The sequence below is a fragment of the Vibrio sp. Of14-4 genome, from assembly GCF_022347625.1.
Classification (GTDB): Bacteria; Pseudomonadota; Gammaproteobacteria; order Enterobacterales; family Vibrionaceae; genus Vibrio; species Vibrio pristinus.
In genome coordinates this window covers 19,954-29,129 of record NZ_JAKRGI010000032.1, presented here as the reverse complement: position 1 = coordinate 29,129, position 9,176 = coordinate 19,954, and the positions used below count along the sequence as shown (strand labels likewise).

Genomic DNA, 9,176 nt, shown 5'->3' with positions numbered 1-9,176 from the left:
GGAATATTTGGGTCGCACTGACCATCAAGTGAAAATTCGAGGATTTAGGGTTGAGCTTGGTGCCGTTGATGCGGCGGCGCAAAGCCATGAGAGCGTCAATCAAGTGGTGAGCGTGGTTCGCCAAGGCAGTGACAGTGGTGAAAGCCAACTAGTGACCTATGCGGTTTTGAATTCTGACTGGGTTGAGCGAATCGATGAAGCGCGAAGCGGTTTATATGAGCACCTGAAAGGGCAGTTGCCCCACTATATGGTGCCATCGATTATTCAAGTGTTAGAGGCGATGCCACTGACACCGAATGGCAAGATAAACCGTAAGGGGCTACCAGAGCCAACGTCGCTAAGCATGGGTGTGAGTTATCAGGCGCCGCAGGGTGAGGTAGAAGCGCGTTTGTGTCAGCTTTGGTCAGAGGTGCTCAAGATGGATGCATCGACCATCAGTCGAGATGCGAATTTCTTTGAAGTCGGTGGACAGTCTCTTAAAGCGATCCAGCTATTGAACGGCATAAAAGTCGTATTCAATCTCGATATTTCAATGAAAGATGTTTTCATCTCCCCTCAGTTAAAAGACTTAGCAAAGTATATTGAGAATAAAGCGAACACACCGCTTCAGTCTAAGCATCAATGTTTACCAGTTGACCGAAGCCAGCCTTTACCTCTGACTGATATGCAGCAAAGACTCTGGATTATCGACCAGCTGGAAGGTGATAGCAGTCATTATAATATGCCTCTGGCGTTTCGTTGGAATGAAGCGGTTGACCTTAATATTCTTCATAAAGCTCTCATCGAAATCGTCAATCGCCATGAAATTTTGCGCACTAGCTTTGAGTTATGCGAAGGGGAATCTGTTCAGAAGGTAAGGGAAGAAATCACTGCTTTTCCATTGGCTATTGATGATCTTCGTGGCCAAGATACCAAGTCCCAAGAACAATTCATATCAGCGTTGTTTGTCAAAGAAGCGAAGACAGGTTTTGATTTGGGTGAAGATCTTATGATCAGGGCGCGGATTGTCACTGAACATGATCAAGCAAACATATTGTTGCTCACTTTACATCATATTGCTGCCGATGGTTGGTCACTTGAAGTGTTGGTCAACGAACTCAACCTCATATATGGCGCTTTTGTGCAGGGGAAACCGCATAGCTTGGCGCCTTTGCCAATACAATATGGAGACTATGCCGTTTGGCAAAGAACATGGCTTGCTGGTGAGAATATTGAAAAACTCAGCTCGTACTGGCAACAGGAGCTGCAATCACTACCCATGGTTCATCGTTTGCCGCTTGACTTACCACGGCCTCCTGAGCAGAAGTTTGCTGGTGAATTATTGGTTGGTAAGCTACCGCCGCAGATTTTCGGTCAGTTAACACAGCTTTGCCAAAATCAGGGAGTCACCCCTTTTATGGCGATTCATGCAGCATTTTCGACTTTGATCGGACGTCTAAGTGGTGAAAATGATATTGTCATTGGTACGCCGATAGCCAATCGCGAACATGTCGATGTAGTAAATAATATCGGCTTTTTTGCTAATACATTGGTTTTGCGCAGTGACTTGAGCGAAAGCCCGACATATCTTGAACTGCTTGCTCAGTCGAAGCAAAAAGCATTAGCTGCATATGAACATCAGCAAATGCCTTTTGAGCAGCTTGTCGAGCTCATCCAGCCGGAGCGCAGCTTGGCACACTCACCTTTGTTTCAGATCATGCTGACTTATGCCAGTGATGATTCCGAGCATGATGGCAGCCAAAGATTTATCGCATTGGACCAAACGCAGAACCATCATACGTCTAAGTTTGACCTTACTCTGCATGTTGCAGAAGAGCAGGGTAGCGCAAGCCTTGGTTGGGAGTATGCGTCATCTTTGTTTAGCCCAGAGAGTATCAGCAGAATAAACGAGATCTTTGTTACCTTGGTGTCTAATTTGGTGAAATCGCCAAGTCAAAGTGTTATGTCACATGAAATTGTTCCTGATGAGGATAAGGCGCTATTGGAAGAGGAGTTTAATGACACGGCCAAGTCTTACCCTGAGTTTGAAACCATTCATTCTCTATTCGAGCAACAAGTTGATAGAAGCCCAAATCGTATTGCATTGGCCTTTGAGGGTAACTCTCTGACATATCATGATCTAAACAATAAAGCCAATGCGCTTGCTGCTAGTCTTCAATCGGTCAACGTTGGGCCTGATACCTTAGTCGGTTTGTGTTGTTATCGTTCTATAGAAATGGTGGTTGCTTTACTCGCAATTCTGAAGGCTGGAGGGGCTTATGTACCTTTGGATCCGGACTATCCAACTGAGCGTATTAATAGCATGCTAGATGATGCAAAGCCTCAACTTATCTTGACTAGCAATGCGACGGCAAGCAGAGTGTCAGCGGATTATTTACAAATAAATTTGGATACTTTCGATTTTTCTCATTCCAATCATCTTTCCAATCCAATCAGTGCAGGATTGAGTTCAAACAATCTCGCTTATGTGATTTATACCTCTGGTTCGACGGGCAAACCCAAAGGTGTGATGAACGAACACAAAGCTTTAGTTAACCGAATTCTATGGATGCAGCAAGAATTTGCTCTTGATGAAACGGATAAGGTCTTGCAAAAAACTCCGTTTAGCTTTGATGTTTCAGTATGGGAGTTTTTCTGGCCTTTAATGGTAGGCGCAGAGCTTGTAATAGCCAGGCCAGAAGGTCATAAAGATGTTGATTACTTATTGAATGTCATTGAACAAAGCCAGATCACGACACTGCACTTCGTACCACCTATGTTGGCTATGTTTATGTTTGATGGTCGATACCAAACCCAATCTAGCTCGTTAAGGCGCGTGTTTGCCAGTGGAGAAGCGCTACCTTCAGAGCTAGCTAAAGAGTGGACAAAAAGCCATGATGCTGAGCTACACAATCTTTATGGGCCAACAGAAGCGGCCATTGATGTGTCATGGCATGCTTGTAAGGCTGAGATCGATTACGTCACCGTTCCGATTGGAAAGCCCATTAATAACACTCAGCTTTATGTACTGAACCAAGAACTGCAGATAGCGCCAATAGGCGTGGCTGGAGAACTTTATATCGCCGGAGATGGCGTGGCAAGAGGGTATCTGAACCGTCCTGAGTTAACTAAAGAGCGATTTATCTCCAACCCATTCTCAACTGATAATCAATCTCGGTTGTATAAAACAGGAGATTTAGCCAAGTGGAATCACCAAGGCGAGATTGAGTATTTGGGGCGTCTTGATCATCAAGTTAAAATTCGCGGTTTTAGAATCGAGTTGGGTGAAATTGATGCCCAGTTGCAGAGATATCCCGGTGTGTCCGAATCCATTACCCTTGATGTAGCGGGATCGAATAGTTGGGACAAACAACTCGTGAGCTATGTTGTTCCCCATCCTGGGGATTTGGAAGACAAGGATTATACAGAAGGCTTAACGGCATACTTGTCAGAATCACTGCCTTCGCATATGGTGCCCGCACAAATTATTCTCCTCCAATCGCTTCCTTTAACACCAAATGGAAAAGTCGATAGACGGGCTTTGCCAGTGGCTCGCTTTAAATTCAAATCAATAGAGTACTCGGCGCCTAAAAATAGTGTGGAACGCCAACTTGCAAGGATTTGGGGCCAAGTATTGCAAATCGAACAGTCGAGTATCAGCCGTGAAGCGAACTTCTTTGATATCGGCGGACAGTCTTTGCGAGCGATTCAAGTCTTGGCTCTGGTCAGACAAGAGTTTAGTGTGTCTCTATCTGTGAAACAACTGTTCATGACACCAGTACTTTTCGACTTTGCGGCCTTAATTGACCAAACCAATGTGGAGTCTGACAAACTTACGATCATACCGAGTCAGCGCGATGGCTTGTTGCCTCTTTCACACATGCAACACAGATTATGGTTTATCGATCAAATGGAAGGGGCAAATGCGTACTACAACATTTGCTATACGATTGAAGCAAAGGAAAAGTTGGAAAAAAGTAGGTTAGAGAATGCGTTGCTTAAAGTGGTTGAGAGACATGAAATCTTGCGCACAAGCTATCTTGAACGCAGTGACCAAGTGTGGCAAAAAGTTAATGCTCATCCAAAGAGCTTGGGATTAGGCTACTCAGATTTAAGTCACCAAGATGTTGAATCTGCGCACGTTAAACTTAAAGCCATTGCGCACCAAGAGGCAAATACACCATTCGATCTCTCTCGAGATACCTTACTCAGAGGACATCTAGTCGATGTCTCTGAGCATAGAAGTGTTGTCATATTAACCATGCATCATATCGCAGCCGATGGCTGGTCTCTTGGGGTTTTACATTCCGAGCTTGAATGCCTTTATGTTGGAGCCGAAATTGAGCTATCACCTTTACCTGTTCAATATGGTGACTATGCGAATTGGTTACAACAACCTCAAGCAAAGTCTGAACTTGATGAGCATCTAGACTACTGGAATCGCCAGCTTGATGGCAGCCCTCAAGCGCACTCATTACCTCTCGATAGACCAAGACCCAAGTATCAGTCTTACCATGGGGAATTATTTAAGTTTGAACTGGAGAATGAACTTGTCTCATCATTTAGGACGCTCTGTAAAACGCATGGTGTAACGACTTTCATGGGGTTACATGCTGCGTTAAGTGTTTTAATCAGCCGACTGAGTAATCAGCAAGATCTTGTTATCGCAACACCAGTCGCAAACCGTGGATACTCCGAGACGGCCTCTTTGATTGGCTTTTTTGCCAACACCTTGCCTCTTAGAAGTCAGCTTAGCGATGACATTACTTTTCACGACATGATTAAGCAGTCTAAGCGCATCGCATTGGAGGCTTATGAGCATCAACAGGTTCCGTTTGAACGCATTGTGGATACTTTACAACCAGAGCGTAGTCTGAGTCATCATCCAATATTTCAGATCATGCTCTCGGTTACTGACTATGCGCAAAAAGGGCAAGAGACGGACCTGTTTAGCACCATTGATCTGACTGATGAGGAGAATGTGGTTGCAAAATTTGATCTTACTTTGCATGTGATAGAAAAAGAGAAAAACATTGAATTAGCGTGGGAGTTTTGCAGAGACTTATTTAACGTTAGCACTATTGAAAAATTCAATAGTGCTTTGACTACCCTGCTTAGGGAAATGCTCGCAGCGCCAAAGTCAAACGTTTATACGCTACCTATTACGAGCGACTCTGAGCGTCGCTCTCTATTTAATGAGTACAATCAGACTCAGTTTGAGCTTCCAGATGTAGGCAGTTATTTGTCTTTGTTTGAGCAACAAGTCAGACTACACCCTAGCCAAATTGCAGCCCGCTTTGGTGAACAATGTCTGTCTTATGCTGAATTGAACCAAGCCTCCGAGCGCCTTGCAAGGCGCATTGTCGCGGCTGGTGTTTTGCCCAAGCAGTTGGTAGGCATCTATCTTGACCGCTCTTTGGATATGCTGATTTCTATGCTTGCAATCGGTAAAGCTGGCTGCGGATACGTGCCACTCGATCCTCGTTATCCAAACGATCGTATCGAGTACATGTTGGAAGATTCACAACCAAGCTTAGTTTTAACGCTTAAGAGTTTCTCTGAACAACTTGATGGTTCAGTAAGCAAGCTTTGCCTAGATAGCGAAATGTCGGAGATGGTATCTACTGACACGTTACCAGAAGTGACTCGAACTGCTCTGGCTTATGTCATCTATACATCCGGCTCTACGGGTAAACCAAAGGGAATTGCGATTGAACACGGTTCTTTGCTCAACTTTCTTTGTTCTATGGCAGTTAATCCTGGGCTTGAAAGGACGGATAATTTACTTGCTGTCACTTCAATGTCTTTTGATATTCACACGCTTGAGCTGTTTTTGCCCTTAACTCTTGGTGCGCAGGTTGTTATCGCAAGTACAGAAGCAACGATGGATGCTGAATTACTAGCCGGTCTGATTGATTACCAGCGTATTACCGCTATGCAAGCCACGCCTGCAACATGGCAATTACTGCTCAATAACGGTTGGAAACCTGACGTGATGTTAAAAATGCTCTGTGGTGGTGAAGCCATGAATGCAGCGGTTAAGACAGGCTTGCTTATAAGTGATGAGCATCAGCTATTTGATATGTATGGTCCGACAGAAACAAGCGTTTGGTCGGCAGTAAAGCGTATACGTCGAACCGATACTTTAGGCGTTATTGGTGGTCCAATTGCTAACACCCAGTTTTACGTTTTAAATCCATACCTTGAGCCCGTTCCGAATGGTGTCGGTGGCGAATTGTATATTGGTGGATTAGGCGTTGCGCGTGAATATTTGAATCGCCCAGAACTGACTGAAAAGTCGTTTATTACGGTAAATGTTGATGGTCAACTTCGCCGTTTGTATAGAACAGGCGATCAGGTCCGCTGGGTAGATAAAGGTTCTCTGGTTTACATGGGACGTTTAGACACCCAAGTAAAAGTTCGTGGCTTTAGAGTAGAATTAGGCGAAATAGAGTCTCAATTGTTGCAAAATCCATGGGTCAGCGAAGCGATTACTTGTGTCCAATCTGCCGCGGGTGCAGAGCCTACACTAGTAAGTTACGTTGTGATTGATGATTCAAATACCGACACATCTTGGCCTTTAATCAAGCAAGCTATTTATCGAGGTATTCGAGCTGAACTTCCTCACTATATGGTGCCTTCTTCAATCGTCGCAATCAAAGCGATGCCACTCACGCCGAATGGCAAAATAGACCGCAAGGCTTTGCTGAAAAAATCGTTTGATCTTGGACAAGAAAGTTATGAGCAACCAATAGGAGACACAGAGCTTCAATTGGCTGAGATTTGGCAACACCTAATTAAGCCTGATGCGCCGATTAGCCGCAATGCTCAGTTCTTTGAGATTGGTGGACAGTCCTTGTTGATTATGTCAATGGTCAATAAGGTTCGATCTAGGTTTAACGTTGACTTGACGGTAAAAGAAGTATTCTCGACCCCTATTTTGTCAGATTTAGCGAGTTATATTGAAGGTAAAATGGATGACGGAGACTCCAACCTCACATCTAATTGTCTGGTGTCGTTTAGTGAGGGTGCACAATCTGACATCTATTGTTTTCCGGGGTTAGGTGGTATGTCGATGGCCTATGCGCCTTTAGCAAATGCGCTGCGTGGGATAGTTAATATCCATGCGTTCGACGCTCCGGGTATGTTTGGACATACTGAGCCAACAGAATGTTTTGATGATATGGTCGATAGATATGTTCAAGAACTCAAAGCGACTCAGTTTAGTGAACCCGTAATATTGATAGGCCATTCGTTTGGTGGAAGAGTGGCATTCGAAGTGATGCGTAGACTTGAAGCTGAGGCTATAAAAGTTAGCTTGATACTTCTGGATACTATTCTGACCGACGTAAGTTTTGAAGCTGTCAGTCGTGAGCCAAGTGAAACAGAAATCAAAACGTCTTTTCTCAATGGTATTTCGAACTGGCTAGGCATAGATATGCCAGTGCTGGAACATTCTAGTGAGTTTGATTTCGACGCTGCATCATTCGCTATTGGTCAAAAACTGTCAGACCAAGGTTTTTGCGATAAGGACGGCTTCTCCCTTGATGGGTTCTGGCAGATTTATAAACAACAGGAGCTGATGAATCGCGGCTATAACCCATCAGGACAATGTGTTGGCAGCATACATCTTCTGTGTTGTGAAGAGAGTTCGCCTTATTTGCAGCAGGTTTTGGATGCTAACTCTCTCTATTCACTCGAACCGATACAAAGTGCGATAGTTACTGGAGAGCATAATTCTATGCTTCATAAAAACCATGTTGCTGGTATAGCCGATTATCTGTTGTCACTTATCACCGTCATCAATCAAAAGTAACTGTATGGCTATTTCCCGTTTGTAGAGCGGGCAATAGCCTTATCTAATATGGAATAAATTTATGTCTCAACCAACCAATACGGTTATGGAAGGCCCTGACAGTGGGTTTAGCAATCTGGCTTATTTTATGATGCTTGCTGCTACGCTTATCTCCCTGTTGGGAACCCTAATGACAGATTTTGCATTAGGACAGTGGGTATATAAGCAAACGAACTCTGCAACAGCATATGGGATAATTGGCTTTGCAGCGCTTGCTCCACAGCTATTTTTTACCCCTTTGGTCGGTACTTTTCTTGACCGTTTCCCTAGGGGGAGCATTATGATCGCAGGCCATGTTGGTGCTGGGCTTTGCTCACTGATCATGATGTTTTTATACACAAAGGAAATGCTAGGTTTTGAATGGATACTTGTGTTTGTCAGTATAGGTTCAGTATTTAATAGCTTTATTAGTCAAAGTTTTATGGTTTTGGTTCCTGTGTTGGTCAAAAAAGAAAAACTGATAAAGTATCAAGGATTCTCGCAGGGCGGTCTAGGGATCGTGGAATTATCCGTTCCTGCTCTTGCGGCATTCTTTCTCGTCACTATTGGCCTAAAAGGAGTCTTCATTTTTGATGTAGTGAGCTTTGTCAGTGCCATATTTATTCTTTCTTTTATTGTGGCCAAAATTAATCGCAATGATGGTAGAAGTGAGTCTCTTGACGGCGAAAAAGTGAGTGTTCTACAGCAAGTGAAATTTGGTTTTAAATATTTGATGGGGCATAAATATCTTTTATCTCTTTTGATATTTATGGGAGTCGTTAACTTTAGTATTGGTATTGTTCATGTATTGCTAACCCCCTTGGTGCTGAGTTTCTCAACTGTTGTTGAACTTGGCACTGTATTAACTGCAGCCGGGATAGGCACCCTTATGGGCTCATTTGTCCTAATGCTATTGAGCGATGTTAAAGATAAAAATGCATTTTTATGTTGGATACTATTTTTTATTGGCATTATTTTGGTTAATGCATCACTTATCTTTGTTAATCAAAGTATTACCGTATGGGTGTTAATGGTTATTGCATTGATGATGACCTTATTGTTTGTCATGGTTGAAAGCGTCAATCAAGTCATATGGCAAACTTCTGTGCCGAGTGAACTACAAGGGCGAGTGCTTAGCGTACAAACTTTGGTAACCCAGATGTCATTACCTCTGGCTTTTTTAGTTGCAGGACCAATGGCTGATTTTGTTTTTGAACCCATGCTGAATGAGGGCGGTTTATTGGCAAGTAATGTAGGAGAAATTATTGGCATAGGCCCCGGGAGAGGTATTGCTTTTTTATATAGTGTATGTGGATTAATGATCATACTTAGTGTGGCAATTTTCTATAAAAAATCAAAATAA

At 43.5% G+C, this 9,176-nt stretch carries 2 protein-coding genes; both read left to right on the top strand.

Going from position 1 to position 9,176, the window contains the following annotated elements:
- Positions 1-7 precede the first annotated feature (7 nt).
- Positions 8-7,795, top strand: a complete 7,788-nt coding sequence (locus MHN79_RS19880) for a non-ribosomal peptide synthetase (protein ID WP_275436701.1) — start codon at positions 8-10, stop codon at positions 7,793-7,795.
- A 61-nt stretch (positions 7,796-7,856) separates the two neighbouring features.
- On the top strand, positions 7,857-9,176 hold the full coding sequence (locus MHN79_RS19875) for an MFS transporter (RefSeq protein ID WP_239174631.1): 1,320 nt from the start codon (positions 7,857-7,859) through the stop codon (positions 9,174-9,176).

Coding starts and splice junctions, on each gene's coding strand:
- MHN79_RS19875 (WP_239174631.1), top strand. CDS start 7,857: ATGTCTCAACCAACCAATACGGTTATGGAAGGCCCTGACAGTGGGTTT.